Here is a 17,382-nt window from a genome sequence, read left to right as displayed (position 1 = left end):
CCTCTTAGCCTCTTAGCCTCTTAGCCTCTTAGCCTCTTAGCCTCTTAGCCTCTTAGCCTCTTAGCCTCTTAGCCTCTTAGCCTCTTAGCCTCTTAGCCTCTTAGCCTCTTATTTCTGGTCTACTTGCTTGGTGTGATGGCTAATCATACCTTAGGCTTTTGCATAATATTCAATAATCCTTTGAATCGATATCCACCATAACCAGATGCAAAGATCCATAAATGGCTTTTTACTGGTTTAAGCACAGTTTCATCTTTCAGTTCCATGCCGCCATAATCCATTAATTTTATAAATTCCATTCTCGCATAAACAGAGTAACAATCAAAAAACAATAATAACCAATTGAAATTAATGTCGCTTATCTATTTTATAATGAAATTTGTTATCTAACTAACAAATTTAGTTTATTTATTTGCATGAATTTTATTTTGTGAACATTATGATATCTAGCTTAATTTATAATAAAACACCCTACAATATACAATAAAAATGAAGATAAAATTGCCCTCATAGATGACCATGTTGTTGTCCGTTCAGGCTTTGCTCAATTATTAACCCTTGAAGATGATATTATAGTCGCCGGTAAATACAGCAGTACCAATGAAGCATGGTCGGATTTACTAAAAAAACGATTGATATCGTCATCATGGACATCTCCATGCCCAATGAAAGTGGCCTACAGCTTTTAGCACGACTTCGCCCTACGTGCCCAAATTTTCGCACAATTATGTTGAGTATTTATGACACTGCTGCACTTGTGCAAAGTGCGTTAGATTCAGGTGCTCGAGGTTATTTGACGAGATGCTGTGGGCCAGAAGAATTAATCCAGGCCGTATATACTGTCCACAAAGGCGAAATTTACCTTTGCGCTGACGCATTGAAAGCTCTACGCCAGAAACCTCAAGAACTTGTAGCACTACAAGCCCTAACCCCAAGAGAAAAAGAAATTTTTACCTTATTAATCAATGGGAATAGTGTAAAAGCTATCGCGGAACAACTTGAGCTTAGCCACAACACAGTTCATGTCCATCGAGCCAGAGTTTTAGATAAATTACAATGTAATACCACTATTGAGCTAGTTCATTATGCCTTACAGAATCAGATTATTACGAGTTAATCAATGAATGAAAAATTTCTCTTCATTTTACAATCACTCTTCCTCTGTCTATTTTATTCACTTATTTGGATTTCGCTATGGGTAATTGGTTTTTACTTTCACAATAGCGGTCAGCAGGCAACGCTATTTTTACCCCAAGGGATACGTTTAGTTTTTATGGCCCTACTAGGGCGGCGTCATATTCCAATCCTTCTGGCTAGCGAAACCAGTATTCTATTATGGCTAAAAAGCGAACAGCTTATTATGCATCCCATTATTCTACTCTCACCGTTTATTAGCGTGATCACAGCATTAGGTATTCAAAAGATATGGTGGAATTACTCTCTTTATTGGCAACAGCTTTCTATTCTGTTAATGGGTGTTATCATTAATAGTCTTTTACAAATCTTGTTCTTGAGTTTTGCATTACCTGATAAAATTGGTTTTATTTTTCTGTCTTCCCTGACTGGTGGCGTTTTACTCTCTTCATTCGTCTATCTGATTTATGTTTATTTATATGAGAAATATTGGAAAAATCAGCACACCAAAGCCGATATATCCGATCCACAATTAAGAACATCTTTGCTGATGTGGTGTTTCTTGTTTAGTTTATTGGGAATAAGTGGCCAATATATTCTATATTCAGAAATAGAATGGTTATTGTCTATTTTAGTCTTTATTCCTAATGTATTTATGGCCTATCGCTATGGTTGGCAAGGAGGCGTTCTATCAGCATTGTTAGGAAGCTTACTAGTCACCACTGCCCGTCAAGTCAATGGCTCGTTCAGCGAATTGCAGGAATTGGAGGTTTTTTTAACCACTCAGGCTTTGTTAGGGATAGGACTTGGTATTGTGTTTGGAATTTGGTTATGCCAAAGAATACGAGGAATACCACGGGAACATGGTTTGCCTAGTGTAGGACATTGGCGGCAAGATACAATGGAGCTACGACAAGAACGGTCGTCTTCACCAATGCCCATGATTCAAATTCTACGGGAAACAATTTTATTCAACCGTACCATCTGGCTCCTTGGATTTTCTTATGTTCTCGTCTATTTCATTAGAATCGCAATTAATGATTGGGGTAATTTATGGTTATTAGAAACACATAGAGCCAACTTACTTAATGCCAATGCTACGCTATCACTCTTTGAATTAGGTGGATTATTGGGCGCTCTCTGCTCTGGATGGGGATCAGACTTGCTATTTCGTAGCCAACGTGCACCAGTAACTCTACTATTTTCTCTCGGTCTTTTCTTTTCTGTAGCTGCTCTCTGGTTAATTCCTATAAATAATTATGTGCTATTGTCTATCTGTATTTTCAGTATTGGCTTTTTTGTATTTGGCCCACAGATGTTAATAGGCCTTTCAGCAACGGAACATTGCCATAAAAAAGCCGCAGATACAGTAACCGGATACTTAGGATTGTATGCTTATTTTGGTGCTGCAATTGCTGGTTGGCCATTAAGCCAGATCATTGACAGATATGATTGGACTGGTATGTTTGCCTTATTGACTCTTGCAGCCGCTGTAATGGGATTATTACTGATGCCAATGTTAATGGCTGATGTCAGTAAAGCACATAAAGCACGTAGATAACCTAAATAATTGGCTTACTGAGCCAGTAACGCAATAAAGACCTATGCTATAAAGACCCATATTGAGAAATAGCTCATATGGCCTATAACTTTTAATATGTCCAATCATCGTACAGGCTCCAAAGCTGTCGGCAATTGTACCGGGATTCATTGCCTCACCTTACCAACTGAAAACGCTAAACATGAAGTTACTAAGTTCCGCCCAAATTTTAAAATTGAGGTTAACAAATCAACGACAAGATCTGTAAACTTGTCATATTTGTTAGTCTCCTTTTGAAAAAAGCCCCACAACACTAGGCTCCTGCGCCCATTACCACCAAAGTTTTTTATCCAATCAAATCCTTCAGCAAACCAACAATATAAATCACCTATTCTGCCTATCAACTCATCAATAAACCCTGTAAAATCATCTATGCTTTCTGGATATGTCACACCGCAAAAAGACCATTCATTTCACTTCTAATAAATAGGTTTTACAATGCATCAGTCTGATGTTGTAGATCGTTCACTTTTTTCATTAAGCTGGCCGATTTTCATTGATATCTTTCTGCATATGGCGACGTTATTAATCAATACGTACATGATCAGCCATATTTCTTCTTCTTACCTCGCCGCAATGGGGGTAGGTAATCATGTTTTTGATCTCTTTATTACAATTTTTAATTTCATTAGCGTTGGTTGCAGTGTTGTCATCGCACAATATTTAGGCTCAGGAAAACGCAATAAAGCCAGTCAGGCGATCCATATTTCTATTGCTTTTAATTCTGTGCTGGGTCTCTGTTGTGCGCTGATCACGGTGTTCTTCGGTTATAAAATTCTGTATATCATGAACCTGCCCGAAAATCTGATGGATGATGGGTTCGCTTATCTGCATGTTCTTGGTATCTGCCTGATACCCGAAGCGATTTCGATTATTCTGGCGGCCTGCCTGCGGGTTTACGGAAAATCGAAAGCTGCCATGTATGTCACGCTGATTGCTAACTTGCTCACCATTGTCGGCAATATGATCGTGCTGTATGGGTTCTTTGGGCTACCTCAATATGGGCTGGAAGGTGTAGCATGGTCTACAGTATTTGGTCGAGTTGTTGCGGTTATTCTGCTTTGCGGGTTGTTGTTCTGTAGTTTGAATATTAAGTTCGAGTTTAAATTACTCGTGCACTGGTCTAAGAGTATGTTGAGCAAAATTCTGCATATTGGCTTGCCCGCCGCCGGTGAAAACTTGGTGTGGATCCTGCAATATATGACCGCACAGGCGTTTATTGGCCTGATGGGCGAAACATCTTTGGCTGCCCAAACTCTGTATTTCCAGCTATCGCTGTTCATTATGCTGTTTGGTATCTCTACCAGTATTGGCAATGAGATTATGGTTGGTCATCTTGTTGGGGCAAAACGCTTTGAAGATGCCTATATCCGGGGGCTAAAAAGCCTGCGAATTGGTGTCATTGTCACAGTAGGTGTCGTATTACCGTTCTGGATTTTCAGGGAACCACTTCTCAATGTCATGACGGAAGATAAGAATATTATTGAACTTCTTCTGCCGTTGTTCCTACTCTCCGTCTTTTTGGAGCCGGGTCGTACTTTCAACATTGTAATGGTCAATGCCCTGCGTGCTTCCGGTGATGCCCGTTTCCCACTCTATACCGCGTTGATTTGCATGTGGGGTATTTCCATTCCTCTCGGTTATTTCCTGGGAGTTACTATGGGCATGGGAATCTTGGGGATTTGGATGGGATTCTTCTTCGATGAGTGGATCCGTGGGTTAGTGAACGCTTGGCGTTGGAAGTCTAAAAGATGGCAAACCAAGCGATTGGATATCTAATTCAGAAATAACAGTAAAAATAAATGTAAAAAATGCCGCAGATCACTCTGCGGCATTTTTATTTCAATTAAATCTTATAATTTTTTTCTTATAACTTTTCTTTGCCATAGAACTCTGAACGAGGGCCATACAGCAAGCGACCATATCCACCTGCATTTAACAAACGATTGCTGGTAATGCCTGCAATATCATGGCCTCTGTCCATAACCGTATTTGCTATCTGGGAGATGGCTGCTGACACTAACATGCCAATCAAACCACCACTAGAGTAATTATCATTTTCTGTGGAAGACGCCGTTGCGAAACCACTCCACAGTTGTTTACCCGTGCGCAAATCCACCAGACGGGCTGTCGCACTGACGCGGGTATCACTGTTAATGATTTGATATTGTGTACCGTATTGCGTGATATTCAGGTAAAGAGCGGAATCTGCGCCAAATATATCATGCAATTTTTTGTAGCTGATATTGTGAATATCCTGCGCTTCTGTTGCGCCATTTTGGCGGAATGTTTCTTCAACCGCCGCAACGGGATAAACATAATAACCAGATTCTGCCAACGGATAAGTCACTTGAGACAACAAACTGCCAGAAGCCTGCACTTCCACTGATTTATTTACGGCAGGCAAAACCAAAATGGATTTAGGTTTGCTTTCTCTCAGTGCTGAATAATCATACGGTTTATGTTCGGCACATCCTGTCAGTACCAGCAAAAATAAAGCACCAATCGCCGCCAGTAAACGGTTCATTATTTCACTCCCTTATTCTTGCTTAACAGAAAATCCATGTAAGACGCAGATTCAGGAAATAGGCTTTTTTCTATCTCAAATTGCTGGAAAGCATCCTCAATATTGCCAATTTTGCTGTAAAGCAATCCCATTTGCGCGTGCAAACCGGGTGGAACAGATTTATCTTTGGCCTTAGCTTGCTCGATAACTTTTTGCAATGCTTGAAGCTGTTCCTGTGGCCCCGTTTTATCCTGCTGATAATATTGGTACAGAGTTGATTGATAATCACCCCACTCGTATATGGTCTTAGGGGCTTTTACACATCCTACCAATAATAGAGCCGCCAGCAGCATACCCGTCTTTTTCATCAAAAACATACAAAAATTTTCCCTAAAATATCTCACCAATTAATTTTTAAAACAGTAAAAAGTAAAAATTAATTAGTTAGTTGGCTTCCATACACCATTATCAATACCGGCTACCAAATCATTGATTGCTTCACGGATCGCCAGATCCAGTACCTTGCCATTCAGAGTCGAGTCGTAGCTGGAAGTACCACCAAATCCAATGACTTCACGACTGGAAAGTTTATATTCCCCAGCTCCCGCTGAAGAGAAGACGACCTCAGAGGTTTCAACATTTACAACATTCAACATCACTTTTGCATAAGCAACTTGTGACTTGCCACGTCCCAAAATGCCCCATAATTGATGATCGCCCACTTCTTTGCGACCAAATTCAGTCACGGAACCCGTAATAATGTAATTAGCTCCTTTCAATTTCTGAGTTTTGCCCTGTAAACCCGCTTCCGCTTTCAACTCAGCCAAATTAGTGCGTTCCAATACGTTAAAACGACCTGTTTGTTGCAAATGAGTTACAAGGATAGTTTTTGATTGATTTCCTAAACGGTCAATGCCATCAGAGAAAATGCCATTTTGGTAGCTTGAACGGTTTTCAAATTTGCCCACTGCAATCGGGCTACGAATATTGGCATAAGTTGTTTTATAAGAAGTAACTTTTTGCACTGGAAGTGTTGTTGAAGATTCCGTTGCACAGCCAGCCAGCATGAAAGAAGCCAAGCAAAGTAAGGCTAATGTGAGTTTGCTTTTCATTATTATGTCTTCCTGAGTGAATGTTCAAATAAATCTGTTCGGTTTTTTATGCAGCGAATACTGCTAACATAAAAGTGAGGAGATAATAAATATTGTTACAAGAAAAGTCCATTTAATTAAAAAAAAAGCTTTGGTCAAAATCAAACAACAGACTGATTTTTAAGAATTTAAAAGATGATTTATTGAGTGATTATCAGGCAACTTAATTTCAATCTCGGTCACTAGTTAAACATAAAAAACATTACTAATCTTATTATTTATTATAGATAAATAAAATAAACTCGATAAGAATTTCAATTATATTAATGAAAATAAAATCAACCTGATTTCTTGCTTACATATCCATGAATAAGCATTATTCCGCCAAATAATTTGGGATAATTGTTAATTTTGAATAACTATCGATTTAGCATAGTTATAAATATCGAGTTACATCTAAAATATTTATATCCCGTAAAAATTCATTTCAAACAAAATATAACTCATGGATATTGAAAGTAAAACTAAATATATAAATTTTCATTCTAAGATCTTAAGAGCCTCTGCTACCCACAAAAACCATCGTGAAAGAGGGTTTATTCAGTATTTATTGATTTATCTTCATTTCCAATCGGAAGGCGAGAGGAAAATATACATCACACTATTTCACTAGCAAAAAACTCTAGATTAATATACTGAGTTACATCATAATATTAGCAATAAAAAGGATTTAATACTGACAAGGTGTTTTGAATTGATACAAACGTGATAAAGCACGCAACTTTTCTTTCTGGTTGTTTCAATTGTTAATATCACAAATACTCACAACACCTTCGCAAAGAGAATTAATTTCGTTTTTTATCAAAATGATACAAAGCGCCAATTTTCTTTTTTGCACAGTCTCCCTTTGCGATTTCTCATTGAGAACAATAAATGGCGATTTCTTCTTTATGAAGAAATTGTTCTCTCAAAAACTGTAGTAGATGGAATGTTTAGGGAAATTTTTTCTCCTTGAAATCATTCACTATCAGCACACGACAACTCTCTTACTAAAAGAGTGGTTATTTAGTAGGTGTAGTTATTTTTCGGTGTCTTACGTGATGCATTTCTCCCCCTATCTGTTCAATACTATTGCAGAACCAAAGATGTAAGCGAGAGCTATTATGAAAACAGCAACAAAAAACAATAACACGCCACACCTATCCTCATCAGCCAAACGTGCCAACATGACGGAAGCAGAATGGAAAAAAGCAATAAAATTCGACCATACCGATACTGGCTGGGTCATTATGAGTATTGGCATGGCAATCGGGGCTGGAATTGTTTTCTTGCCTGTTGAGGTTGGGTTGATGGGATTGTGGGTTTTCCTGCTTTCTTCCATTATTGGTTATCCCGCCATGTATCTTTTTCAGCGACTCTTCATTAACACTCTCGCAGAGTCGCCAGAGTGCAAAGATTATCCCAGTGTCATCAGTGGCTATCTTGGTAAAAACTGGGGCATTCTGTTAGGCATACTCTACTTTATTATGCTGGTGATCTGGATGTTTGTTTATTCCATCGCCATAACCAATGATAGTGCTTCTTACTTGCAAACATTTGGAGTCACCGATGAATTAATGTCAAAAAATCCACTATTTGGGTTGGCGCTAATTTGTGTTCTGGTCGCTATTTCATCTCGTGGTGAACGATTGCTGTTCAAAGTATCCAGCCTGATGGTCATGACAAAGTTATTCGTTGTCGCGATATTGGGAATTTCCATGATCGGTATGTGGCATCTTTACAATATTGGGGCATTGCCTCCCTTCGGTTTATTGATCAAAAAAGCCATTATCACATTGCCTTTTACACTCACATCTATCTTGTTTATCCAAACACTTAGCCCAATGGTGATTTCTTACCGCAATCGGGAACAAAACCGTGAAGTTGCCCGTCATAAGGCGCTGAGAGCTATGAATATTGCCTTTGGTGTCCTGTTTTGTACGGTATTTTTCTATGCCGTCTCTTTTACACTGGCAATGGGACATGAGGAAGCGGTCAAAGCCTATGAACAGAATATTTCAGCACTGGCAATTGCCGCTCAGTTCTTTCCTGGTGGTTGGGTGATTGTCGTCAGTATTATGCTCAATATCTTTGCTGTGATGACTGCTTTTTTTGGTGTTTACCTCGGATTTCGCGAAGCCAGCCAAGGAATTGCCATGAACATTCTTAGTCGCTTGATGCCTGTCGAAAAAATCAATGAAATGTGGGTTCAAAAAGGCATTATGGTTTTCGCCATCTTATTGGCATGGAGCGCCATTATCCTAAATGCGCCAGTGTTGAGCTTTACTTCTATCTGTAGCCCAATATTTGGCATCGTCGGCTGCCTCATTCCTGCCTATTTAGTTTACAAGGTTCCCAGTTTGCATCATTACAAGGGGATATCTCTCGTTTTGATCATCTTTACCGGGATCTTGTTATGCATTTCCCCTTTTCTGGCCTTCTCCTGACATAAGAGCTATCCATTATAAGAGTTATCCATCATAAAAGTTATCCATCATAAAAGCTGTCCAAGTGCCCGAGGACCAATGTCGAAAAAGTCCTCATTTAAGAAGGTAATATTTAATAAATTTAATGTATAAGAAGAGCAATACCTGAGAAGATCATTGAGATTATGGCGCACAAAGCCAGTTTTGCCTAAATAAGCAAATAAGGCCAAGAAATTTCTTTTTGCAGTTTTTTTGGCCTTAATCAAATCATATTCCACATACTTCATTCATAAAATAATCATTTTAATGATGGATCGATATTTAATTAATCATAAAAAATATCTGTTTAAGTAAATTTCATAAATTAAACAAAAAACGATGATTTTCTTAAACTAAACATCAAAACAATAAACATTATTAACTATAATATAACGAACAAAACGACCTCTCTTGAACGGGATATCACTCCAAATATAATCATATTATCTATATATTATACCAATTTATTTCGAAAAAATGCGTAAAAAACCAATAAAACACTAAATATGTAAACGCAACTTCATTCGTATGATAAAAATAGATGATTTTTAGTCAATTACGATGCATTATGTAAACAGCTTAGATAAATCATTTACTTTTTTCGCTAAATGCAGTAAAAATATAAAGTTAGCACACCAAAAAAGAATGTTAGAAGAATAAAAAACTAGGAACTAAACCAAGCCAAATGATTAGTTGCAAAGTTCGATAAGGCTGTTTTTATGTATGGAATTCTATTTATGAATGTCTCATTCTATGTATCAGAGCCACATAATACGTATCTATAAGGTTTCAATTAGTATTTCCATTAAAAATAAGACGAATAAAAGAAGAAAATTTTTTCTATTTGCGGCATTCCAATTAAATAAATTTGATATTTTTCCAATCGTATTCAAAAAATACTAATCGCTTATTGTATTCGATTGGCTTAAATAACTTGCTATTCACAATTAATCTCTCTGATTTCATAGGAATGATAATTTCATGAAGCAACGTAAATTTTTAACCCGATACGAAATAGACGCAATTTTGGCAGAAACAAAACAAGGACGTCACGCAGAACGGGATTACTGCATGCTATTAATGTGTTTTATTCACGGTTTTAGGGTCAGTGAGCTATGTAATTTATGTCTATCTGATCTTGATCTAAATTCAGCGATCATTCATATCAGACGGTTAAAGGGTGGGCTTTCAACCACACACCCTTTAATTCCAGAGGAAATTATAGCATTGCAAAAATGGTTAAACATTCGTCAAAAATGGCGAGAAGCCGATTCTCCGTGGGTATTTCTCTCCCAAAAATCCGGCCCTGTTTCACGACAACAAGTTTATGCATTATTGAAACGTTATGGGAAGCAGGCATCGGTCAGTGTTTCTCCACATCCACATATGTTAAGACATGCCTGTGGTTATGCATTGGCTGATCTTGGTCGTGATACTCGCTTGATTCAAGATTATCTCGGGCATCGTAATATTTCACATACCGTGATTTATACCGCCAGTAATGTGAAACGTTTCTCCAGAATTTGGGAGTTTCCCTCTAAATAACTGTGTTATTTTTTATGCTGTTTTCACTAACATGACCTGTTATCGCAATAATCTCCACAAATTAATTAGTGGAGATTGCCGCTAGATGAAATAAATTATTATTTTTTACGTATGACAAACTCAAATTGTGAATGAATTTTATTTTTATTGTTTTATATTTGTTAATTAAACAAGGAATGCTTTACTGAAACTTAAACCTAATAGGTGAATATATAAAATAAGTTTCTATTTAAACTTGAGCAGCGAATTTATATAAATGATTTCACTGCTCAATAAAGAATAAAAAACAAACAATTAAATATGACAAGAAAATGATTACTCAGATCATCATCTATAATGCTCATTATTTCCCGATCAGTTCCACAAATTTTTCACGGATTTTCTGTTCAGGCAGCTCCATGCCAATGAAAACCAGCACACTTTCACGTACTTCATCATCACGCCATTCTCTGTCCCAATCTGCGCTATACAGACGCTGAACTCCCTGAAACAGCAACCGACGTGACTCCTCTTTGATAGCAAGAATTCCTTTGTAACGCAGCAGGCTATCCGCGAAACTCAGCAATAGCTCTTCCATCAGGTTAGAAACTTCTGACAGCTCAACGGGATGCGATAAGTTAATGACAATCGACTGGAGCGTGTTTCGTTGTTTAGGCATAAATCGAAACACAGGAGCAGAAACCGTCAGTTTGTCATTCAACATAAAGCCTTCGATATCGAACAGTAAGGCTAAATCGGCTTCACCTTGAATGACTTTATGAATAGGTGCTCTGGCATTGATTCGTTGTAAACGTTCAACTAAGGCATCGGGTACCGGAGCAACATCTGTTTTCGTTAAAATGATCCTATCTGCATATCCCACCTGCGCCTGTGCAATGGAAAAACGATCTAATTGTTGTTCCACATGGGCAGCATCCACCAGCGTGATAATGCCATCAAGTAAAAAACGCTGGCACAAAACTTCATGAGAAAAGAAAGTCTGCATAATAGGGCCGGGATCAGCCATTCCGGTACATTCGATAATCAGTCGATCAAAGTAGATCTGCCCTTTATCCATGCTATCCAGCAAATCCAATAATGCATCTTCCAACTCATTCGAACGACTACAACAGATACATCCATTGCTTAATGTCTTAATCTGAGTTGCTCGATCGCCAATCAATTCATTATCAATAGGGACTTCACCAAATTCATTTTCGATGACGGCTATTTTATAACCGTGATTGGCATTGAGGATATGATGCAGCAGCGTCGTTTTGCCTGATCCCAAAAAACCGGTCAGGATCGTGACTGATATTGGTTGCATTTTCGTTTCCCGATGCTCATTAATTGCTAAATAATTTCTATTGATTTAGCCGCTTTTCTAACAACAGTTTTTCTAACAAAAAGTTATCTAACAACAGCGCATACCGCCTTTTCCATCACCACCATAACGAGCATTCTGGCGTTCGCGAAAAAACTCTTCATAAGTCATATAAGGTTTATCCGGGTGGTTTTCCTTCATGTGCTGTACATATGTGTCATAGTCAGGAACTCCCACCAACATACGGGCAGCCTGCCCCAGATATTTGCCTGCCCGACCAAGATTACCAAACATAAATTGCCCTCCAAAAAATACCCCACATAATACAAAGTTGATTATGTGGGGTATAGCAGTTACTGATACAGAATGATTTAGCTGATATCAGTTTAAGTATCATATCAGTGCGTAGAAGAGACTTTTACCCCACCTTCCGGAACTGGAACATAAGGCGTTTCATTATCGGTACGCTCCGGATTTTTGCTGGCTTTTATCGCCGTTTTGATACCATAGATAATGATGCTATACACCACCATCAGGAACAGAATACTTAAACCCGCATTGGTGTAGTTGTTCACAACAATGTGATTCATGTTACTGATTTGCTCAGCAGTCAATTCCGCTCCACCTTCTGCAATCCGCTGCTTATACTCTTTCGCAAGGAAGAAGAAGCCTTCAAGCCGTGGGTTATCACTGAATAATTTCAGCCCCAGCGCCCATGTAGTACAAATCAACAACCAAACTGCAGGAATAACCGTTACCCAAATATATTGAGTGCGTTTCATCTTGATCAGTACAACCGTGCCCAATACCAACGCAACAGCGGCCAGCATCTGGTTAGAGATACCAAACAGCGGCCACAGGCTCTTAACACCGCCCAATGGATCAACCACACCCTGATACAGCAAATAACCCCATAGACCTACACAACCTGCTGTGCCAATGATGCCCGCTATCAGTGAGTCTGTTTTTTTCAGGAATGGAACAAAGTTACCCAAGAGATCCTGCAACATGAAACGACCGGAGCGTGTACCCGCGTCCAGCGCCGTCAGGATGAACAGGGCTTCAAACAGAATACCGAAGTGATACCAGAAACCCATATCTGCCGCAGGTATAATCTGATGGAATACGTAGGCAATTCCTACCGCCAAGGTTGGTGCTCCCCCAGCTCGGTTCAGGACAGATGGTTCACCAATGTCTTTTGCTGTTTGCAGAATTTGATCTGGCGAAATAACAAAGCCCCAAGAGCTTACAGTTGCTGCCGCATGAGTTGTCACTTCTTTCAAAGAAGCCATAATCATCGGTGCTTCGGCAGTACCCAAGTTATGCAGGTCAGGCATAGTGATACCCAACGCTGCCGGAGGGGTATTCATGGCAAAATACAGGCCCGGCTCAATGATGGATGCGGCCACCAGTGCCATGATCGCCACAAATGACTCCATCAACATCGCACCATAACCAATGAAACGTGCATCTTTTTCATTTGCCAGCAATTTAGGTGTCGTTCCCGAAGAAATCAGGGCATGGAAACCAGACACCGCACCACAAGCAATAGTAATGAACAAGAATGGGAACAACGTTCCTTTCCAAACCGGCCCTGTGCCATCAATATACTGTGTGACGGCTGGCATTTTCAGCTCAGGGTTCAGGATGACAATCCCAATCGCAAGACCAACAATTACCCCAATTTTCAGGAAAGTCGCCAGATAATCACGCGGAGCCAAAATAAGCCAAACTGGCAATAATGCAGAGATAAAGGCGTAACCGATCAGCGCATAAGTGATGGTGGTATCTTTGAAAGTCAGGGTTGGTCCCCAGTAAGGGTCTGCTGCGACAACTCCACCAAACCAAATGGCAGCAATCAGCATGAGAATCCCGATCACGGAAACTTCACCTACACGACCCGGACGGATATATCGCATGTAGATCCCCATGAAAAGCGCAATAGGCACTGTTGAGCAAACAGTGAATACGCCCCACGGGCTTTCTGCCAATGCTTTCACGACGATTAACGCCAATACCGCCAGAATAATGATCATGATTAAGAAGCAACCAAACAGAGCAATTGTTCCCGGCACACGCCCCATTTCTTCTTTGACTATCTCACCCAGTGATGCTCCATTACGGCGTGAGGAGATAAACAGCACGATAAAGTCCTGCACTGCCCCGGCAAGTACAACTCCTGCCAATAACCACAATGTTCCCGGCAGATAACCAACCTGTGCCGCCAATACCGGCCCTACCAACGGACCAGCCCCTGCAATTGCCGCAAAGTGGTGACCAAACAGGACATTTTTGTTGGTGGGTACATAGTTCAAACCGTCATTATTGACGACCGCAGGCGTTGCTCGCGTAGCATCCAACTTCATCACCTTAGTGGCGATATACAGGCTATAATACCGATAAGCAACCAAGTAAACCGCAACGGAAGCGACAATGATCCACAAAGCACTAATGTGTTCTCCCCGACGCAGCGCAACAACCCCAAGACAGGATGCGCCAATTATCCCCAATATCATCCAGGGGATATGCTTTAAGAATTTATTATTGTTCATAAAACTTCCTTTCCATAGTAAGACGAACAGCAAATCATTATTAAATTTTTACTTTCTACTCCATAAACCGGCCATCTATAGCCGGAAAGAAGTGATACCCATATAACCATATAAAGGTAATACCCATATAAAGGTATGTACTCCTCGCCACACTGCACGATGATATAAAACTCTTTCTGGTAAGACAGGAAAGATCTAGGCCAGCGGTTGAATACTGCATTAAGCGGTCAAAATCCACCAATCAATGGTTCACACACATAAAATATGCATCAAATTTTGTGATATCAGTCACTTACCCAAGCGTTTTCAAAATTGCAATACAATCAAAAAAGCTATAATTTGAAACACAAAGGTATATTCATCAATCGAAGTTAATGGCATCATCCTGCAATTGATTAAAGTCTTTATATTCGTTACTAAATGAAATCACTGTATGCTGGTTCTGGCACTTTTGGTTGGAAAACCAATCACATTCGGATACCAAGCGAGGCTCCTCAATACCCAACCATGTGGATAACATAGGCAATAGATTCAGACCGCTGCGGTGAGCGTCTATTATATTTTTGTTGAAATGGTTTTTGTCAGAACGCTTTTTGTCAGAATAGTCGTAACCAGTGATAATAAAAGGAACTTGATAGTTCTGCTTATTAGCATCGTCATGGGTCAGATTTTCACTATCGCTGTTCTTATTCACAAATGACAAACCATGATCCGCAAAGTAGAGCATTGTCCAGTGCAATTGATTTTTATTGGCAATATTTTCAATATCAGCCAGCAGGCGATCCGTATTGTGGATGCTCTGGAGATAACATGAGATATTCTTGGAATGAAAATAGGTGCTGTACTTCTCATCAGTTCTGGCGCAAGGTTGTGGGTGTGAACCCATTAAGTGAATAACAATCAGCTTCTTCTTCTGTTCATTCTTCACTAATGCCTTACGAATATAAGGCAATAAATTTTCATCCGGCATATAACTGCGATCATCTGAATTGCCTTCTTTTAGAAAAGTATAATGATTGGCCTGCTGCCCAATCAGCGCGACAGGAGAATCAAAACCTCCCTTCATTCCCTGATTAGACAACCAGTAAGTTTCAAACCCCGCTTTTTTCGCCAGCGAAACAATACTGTTGTTCAATTGAATTTCATTTGCTTCACGAACCGCCAGAGAGTTAGTCAGCGATAATTGTGTTGACGGCGCCGCAGAAATATAGTTGGTTAACACTGTCGCATTCGCGTTGTCCAGCCAAGGGGTATTTTTATCCGGGAACCCATAGGAATTCATAAAATCTTTTCGGACACTTTCACCAATAACCATTATATATGTGTCATATTTTTCTTCTTTCACCACTGGCTTCCAGTCATCACGATTTTGGATAATCTTGGCAAATCGATTATTTTCCGACATGACTTTCTGGTAGCTTCGATAAGTATCAGTGAAAAAGCGAATCTCCGGTAAACTGATATTCAAAAGTTCCGAACTATCTTCAAAACCCGATTTTATATACCCTTTGGCTGGCGACCAGAAAGCCGATATGAAAAACAGGGCCAATAACCCCTTTTTACTTTTGCCTGATAAGGTGATATTTAGCTTAAACGCAAATATCATCAGAACAAAAATGGCTATAACAGTTAAATAAGTTGAAATCGAAAGCCCGCTAATATACTCCGCTGTTTCATTCCTATTTGTATAGATTAATGATCCCACCGCATTGACATCTGGATAACCGTAATTGAGGCCAATTGGGGTATAGAGCATCCCCACCAGAGAGAAAAAAGCGATCAAAAAGATATATACTCGTTTACTTGTTGCAACCAAAAATAAAAAGAGTGCAAAGGCACTGAAGACATATATCAGTTTTAATTGATATCCCAAACATTTATGTATAAGAAAAACAAGAGAAAAAAGAACAAGAAAACAAGAAGAATTCTTGTTTTTATAAAACCAAGACATAATCACCCTGTCATTTCAAATAGCCGTAGCTAAATTTCTATTTAAGTAAATTCATTTTAAGTAAATTCATTGTGTTTGAGCAAAACCCTATCCACAGATTTTGTTCATAAATCCAACATGCAGCCATTTTAGTCAAACTTGAGGATGAGGGTAAGTTTACCTGATTTCACTAATCAATAAGCCGATTTATTTCACAAAGAAAGTTTTTTCTTTTAAAGAACATTTTGTAAACTATTGTCCGATTTTGCATTATAAAGAAAAAGATTTATTTAATGACAAAATAAAACCCAATACCGTATAACACAGCATCAGGTTTAGCTATCACACAATCTTATTACGCAATAAATGGTGAGTTACTGGCTGGTTGACAAGTAACGTTCAAAAACTTCATGTTCTTCATCCCGCAGAGTCAATACCTCAAAACCATCACGGGTTACCAGAATAGTATGCTCAAACTGAGCCGATAACCGACGATCTTTAGTCGTTACCGTCCAGCCATCTTTATGTAGCTTAACATCCTTTTTGCCTTGGTTGATCATAGGCTCAATAGTAAAAGTCATTCCCTCTTCCAAGGTGATACCTTCCCCCGCCTTACCGTAATGCAAAACTTGCGGATCCTCATGCATGCTGCGACCAATGCCGTGACCACAATATTCACGCACTACTGTGTAATTATTTGCTTCGGCATGCTGCTGTATCGTATGACCGATATCCCCCAGAGTGATTCCCGGCTTAACAATCTTAATCGCCTTATATAGACATTCTTGAGTCACATTGACCAAACGTTTGGCGTGAGACGGCACATCACCGACACAAAATGTAATGCTGCTATCGCCGTAATATCCCTCTTTTTTGACGGTGACATCCACATTAACGATATCTCCATTTTTCAGCCTTTTTTCCGAAGGCCAACCATGACAAACAACGTGATTTACTGACGTATTGGCCGTATAAGGAAAACCATATTGCCCTAAGCTACCCGGTATCGCATCAAGAGTATTGATAATGTAATCATGGCAAAATGAATCAATTTCAAGGGTCGTAATACCTGGCACGATAATCTGACGAACAGCTTCAAGCACCTGACCAGTCAAGCGCCCCGCTATTTCCATCTTCTTTATTTCGTCCATACCTTTTATCAGTATTCCGTTGTTTCTCGTCATATTGTTTTTCTCTTAATTTTAGTTATGTAGGCT

13 protein-coding genes and 2 pseudogenes are annotated in these 17,382 nt (G+C 39.3%); 5 read left to right on the top strand and 10 right to left on the bottom strand.

Features of this window, described 5'->3' with window-relative positions:
• Positions 1-143: 143 nt before the first annotated feature.
• Entirely contained in the window at positions 144-266 is a 123-nt protein-coding gene (locus PSI23_RS16710) for a hypothetical protein (RefSeq protein ID WP_273556146.1), read from the bottom strand.
• A gap of 210 nt (positions 267-476) precedes the next feature.
• Here PSI23_RS16710 and PSI23_RS16705 point away from each other — a divergent pair.
• Positions 477-1,117: pseudogene (locus PSI23_RS16705) on the top strand (response regulator).
• Between the two features lie 3 nt (positions 1,118-1,120).
• On the top strand, positions 1,121-2,695 hold the full coding sequence (locus PSI23_RS16700) for an MFS transporter (RefSeq protein WP_273556145.1): 1,575 nt from the start codon (positions 1,121-1,123) through the stop codon (positions 2,693-2,695).
• A 146-nt stretch (positions 2,696-2,841) separates the two neighbouring features.
• Here PSI23_RS16700 and PSI23_RS16695 read toward each other — a convergent pair whose 3' ends face one another.
• A complete protein-coding gene (locus PSI23_RS16695; protein ID WP_273556144.1) occupies positions 2,842-3,126 on the bottom strand; it encodes a hypothetical protein in 285 nt (94 codons plus the stop codon).
• Positions 3,127-3,172: 46 nt separating this feature from the next.
• Between PSI23_RS16695 and PSI23_RS16690 the strand changes: the two genes are divergently transcribed.
• Entirely contained in the window at positions 3,173-4,513 is a 1,341-nt protein-coding gene (locus PSI23_RS16690) for an MATE family efflux transporter (RefSeq protein ID WP_273556143.1), read from the top strand.
• Positions 4,514-4,601: 88 nt separating this feature from the next.
• Here the strand turns inward: PSI23_RS16690 and PSI23_RS16685 are convergent, their stop codons facing one another.
• The 3 genes from PSI23_RS16685 to PSI23_RS16675 form a co-directional block, all read right to left on the bottom strand.
• The gene (locus PSI23_RS16685; protein ID WP_273556142.1) at positions 4,602-5,261 is read right to left on the bottom strand and encodes a DUF799 domain-containing protein; all 660 of its coding nucleotides are present in this window, start codon (positions 5,259-5,261) and stop codon (positions 4,602-4,604) included.
• Positions 5,261-5,617, bottom strand: coding sequence for a DUF4810 domain-containing protein (locus PSI23_RS16680; RefSeq protein ID WP_273556141.1), 357 nt, complete (start codon positions 5,615-5,617; stop codon positions 5,261-5,263). Before PSI23_RS16680 ends, PSI23_RS16685 begins: the two co-directional genes overlap by 1 nt.
• Positions 5,618-5,680: 63 nt before the next feature.
• On the bottom strand, positions 5,681-6,352 hold the full coding sequence (locus PSI23_RS16675; RefSeq protein ID WP_273556140.1) for a CsgG/HfaB family protein: 672 nt from the start codon (positions 6,350-6,352) through the stop codon (positions 5,681-5,683).
• A 1,142-nt stretch (positions 6,353-7,494) separates the two neighbouring features.
• Between PSI23_RS16675 and PSI23_RS16670 the strand changes: the two genes are divergently transcribed.
• Together PSI23_RS16670 and PSI23_RS16665 are read left to right on the top strand one after the other, a co-directional pair.
• Positions 7,495-8,817, top strand: coding sequence for an SLC5/6 family protein (locus PSI23_RS16670; protein ID WP_273556139.1), 1,323 nt, complete (start codon positions 7,495-7,497; stop codon positions 8,815-8,817).
• 996 nt (positions 8,818-9,813) lie between these two features.
• A pseudogene (locus PSI23_RS16665) lies at positions 9,814-10,380 on the top strand (tyrosine-type DNA invertase); the annotation flags it as partial.
• A gap of 343 nt (positions 10,381-10,723) precedes the next feature.
• On the opposite strand, the gene yjiA reads toward PSI23_RS16665, so the two are convergent.
• From yjiA to map, 5 genes are all read right to left on the bottom strand, one after another.
• Entirely contained in the window at positions 10,724-11,686 is a 963-nt protein-coding gene (yjiA, locus tag PSI23_RS16660; protein ID WP_273556138.1) for a GTPase, read from the bottom strand.
• A gap of 87 nt (positions 11,687-11,773) precedes the next feature.
• On the bottom strand, positions 11,774-11,977 hold the full coding sequence (locus tag PSI23_RS16655; RefSeq protein WP_047962587.1) for a YbdD/YjiX family protein: 204 nt from the start codon (positions 11,975-11,977) through the stop codon (positions 11,774-11,776).
• Between the two features lie 104 nt (positions 11,978-12,081).
• A complete protein-coding gene (locus PSI23_RS16650) occupies positions 12,082-14,235 on the bottom strand; it encodes a carbon starvation CstA family protein (protein WP_273556137.1) in 2,154 nt (717 codons plus the stop codon).
• A 361-nt stretch (positions 14,236-14,596) separates the two neighbouring features.
• Positions 14,597-15,991: a phosphoethanolamine transferase gene (locus PSI23_RS16645; protein WP_273556136.1), complete on the bottom strand. Its 1,395-nt coding sequence runs from the start codon at positions 15,989-15,991 to the stop codon at positions 14,597-14,599.
• Positions 15,992-16,539: 548 nt separating this feature from the next.
• A complete protein-coding gene (gene map, locus PSI23_RS16640) occupies positions 16,540-17,349 on the bottom strand; it encodes a type I methionyl aminopeptidase (RefSeq protein ID WP_273556135.1) in 810 nt (269 codons plus the stop codon).
• Between the last annotated feature and the right edge of the window lie 33 nt (positions 17,350-17,382).

Origin of the sequence: Xenorhabdus yunnanensis (genome assembly GCF_028598805.1) — a bacterium.
GTDB classification, from domain to species: domain Bacteria; phylum Pseudomonadota; class Gammaproteobacteria; order Enterobacterales; family Enterobacteriaceae; genus Xenorhabdus; species Xenorhabdus yunnanensis.
The sequence above is the reverse complement of the archived record's forward strand: the minus strand, read 5'-3'. Positions and strand labels throughout refer to the sequence as shown.

Coding starts and splice junctions, on each gene's coding strand:
- PSI23_RS16700 (WP_273556145.1), top strand. CDS start 1,121: ATGAATGAAAAATTTCTCTTCATTTTACAATCACTCTTCCTCTGTCTA.
- PSI23_RS16675 (WP_273556140.1), bottom strand. CDS start 6,352: ATGAAAAGCAAACTCACATTAGCCTTACTTTGCTTGGCTTCTTTCATG.
- PSI23_RS16685 (WP_273556142.1), bottom strand. CDS start 5,261: ATGAACCGTTTACTGGCGGCGATTGGTGCTTTATTTTTGCTGGTACTG.
- PSI23_RS16645 (WP_273556136.1), bottom strand. CDS start 15,991: ATGCTCTATACCCCAATTGGCCTCAATTACGGTTATCCAGATGTCAAT.
- PSI23_RS16655 (WP_047962587.1), bottom strand. CDS start 11,977: ATGTTTGGTAATCTTGGTCGGGCAGGCAAATATCTGGGGCAGGCTGCC.
- PSI23_RS16690 (WP_273556143.1), top strand. CDS start 3,173: ATGCATCAGTCTGATGTTGTAGATCGTTCACTTTTTTCATTAAGCTGG.
- PSI23_RS16650 (WP_273556137.1), bottom strand. CDS start 14,235: ATGAACAATAATAAATTCTTAAAGCATATCCCCTGGATGATATTGGGG.
- PSI23_RS16680 (WP_273556141.1), bottom strand. CDS start 5,617: ATGTTTTTGATGAAAAAGACGGGTATGCTGCTGGCGGCTCTATTATTG.
- map (WP_273556135.1), bottom strand. CDS start 17,349: ATGACGAGAAACAACGGAATACTGATAAAAGGTATGGACGAAATAAAG.
- PSI23_RS16710 (WP_273556146.1), bottom strand. CDS start 266: ATGGAACTGAAAGATGAAACTGTGCTTAAACCAGTAAAAAGCCATTTA.
- PSI23_RS16670 (WP_273556139.1), top strand. CDS start 7,495: ATGAAAACAGCAACAAAAAACAATAACACGCCACACCTATCCTCATCA.
- yjiA (WP_273556138.1), bottom strand. CDS start 11,686: ATGCAACCAATATCAGTCACGATCCTGACCGGTTTTTTGGGATCAGGC.